Origin of the sequence: Paraplanobispora takensis (assembly GCF_016863195.1) — a bacterium.
Lineage (GTDB): Bacteria > Actinomycetota > Actinomycetes > Streptosporangiales > Streptosporangiaceae > Planobispora > Planobispora takensis.
Map to the genome: position 1 here is coordinate 1 of NZ_BOOK01000123.1, position 1,696 is coordinate 1,696.

The 1,696-nt window shown below is 71.2% G+C and carries 1 protein-coding gene; it reads left to right on the forward strand.

Annotation, left to right across the window (positions count from 1 at the left end; translation table 11 throughout):
• Positions 1-632 precede the first annotated feature (632 nt).
• A partial coding sequence (locus Pta02_RS40695; protein ID WP_203880399.1) for a methyl-accepting chemotaxis protein occupies positions 633-1,696 on the forward strand: 1,064 nt, incomplete at its 3' end.

Sequence of the window (1,696 nt, forward strand, 5' to 3'; positions counted from 1 at the left end):
AGACGGCGCAGCTGACCAGCGAGAGCGTGGGCCAGACCCAGCAGGCCGCGGCCGAGCTGGCCCGGATGTCGGCGGAGCTGCGGTCGCTGGTGGGCCGCTTCTCCATCTGAGCTCGGCCGGATCGGCGCCCAGCCACCGGCCGGACGGAAGGAGCAGCGGCCGTCGGCCTCCCGGCCCGGCGGTGCCGTGGCCACCGGATCGGCGTCGATCCGGCCGAGCCCTGGACGTCGGAACCGGCTTCTCCGTCCGGCCCCTCCGCGTGACCCCGGATCCCCCTCCCCCTCTTCTCCGGTGGTCCGCCGACCGCCCAGGACCTCATCAGAGTCCTGGGCGGTCGGCGTTCGCGGGGCCGTGCGGGCCGCGGTGCGGCAAGGGAGCGGGACGGTGGCGGCCGGCGTCGCGGTACCTCTCAGCTGCGGTCGCGCCATGCCGACGGGAGGGAGGTGACCGTGACGGGCATCTCGCCCGGCGGCCCCTGACACCCTCCCACCTCCGGCGGCTCCGGGCCGCCGTACGACGCACGAAAGAGTTCCACCATGACTACGCCCTCAGCGACGCGGGGACCGCGTACGGCACGGTCCCTCATCGAAGACCGCGGTATCAGTACGAAGATCCTCTCCAGCGTCGGTGTGATGGCCGTCGTCGCACTGCTGGTGGGCCTCATCGGCATCGGCCAGATGGGCTCGATCAACGACAGGGCCGACACCCTCTACAAGGGCGGCATGGTCCCGCTCCAGCAGATCGACCAGGTCCGCCTCGACCTGTCGATCGTCCGGATGGACCTGCTCAACCACGGCCTGTCGCGCACCGAGGCCACCATGGCCACCTACGAGCAGGCTCTCAAGACCGACGCCGCAAAGGTCACCCAGAACCTGGACGCCTACGCTTCCAACAGCGCCTCTCCGGAGCTGGTCGAGGATCTGCGCGGGAAGTGGGAGAACTACCAGGGCACCTGGGAGACGCTCCTGACCGCCAGCAGGAACAACGACGACCTCGGGGTGGCCAAGGCCCGTGACGAGGTGACCGGCCCGGCGTTCAAGAAGGCCGCCGACGTCGTCGAGAAGATCGCGGCGGCCGAGACCGCCGACGGCAAGAAGCTGGCCGACGAGGCCGCCGCGGCCTACTCCTCGGGCCGCACCACGACCATCATCGTGCTGGTGGCGGGCCTGCTGGTGGCGTTGATCGGCGCCCGCCTCATCGCCGGTAAGGTCGTCGCCTCGATCGGCAAGGTCTCCCACGTGATCGAGGGCCTGGCCGCCGGCGACCTGACCCGCAAGGCCGACGTGAGCGGCCGTGACGAGATCGGCACGATGGCGGCCGGCCTGGACCGGGCCATGGTCACGCTGCGCGGCACCGTCACCGGCATCAACGCCAACAGCGAGCAGCTGGCCGGTGCCTCCCAGGAGCTGGCCGTCGTCAGCGAGCAGATCGCCGGCAGCGCCGAGCAGACCAGCGGCCGGGCCGACGCCGTCTCCGCCGCCGCCGAGCAGGTCTCGCGCAACGTGGAGACCGTCTCGGCCGCCAGCGAGCAGATGACCGCCTCCATCAAGGAGATCGCCACCAGTGCCAGCGACGCGGCCAAGATCGCGCACGACGCGGTCCAGGTGGCGGCGACGGCCAACGACACCATCGCGCAGCTGGGCGAGTCCAGCGCCGAGATCGGCAACGTCATCAAGACGATCACCTCGATCGCCGA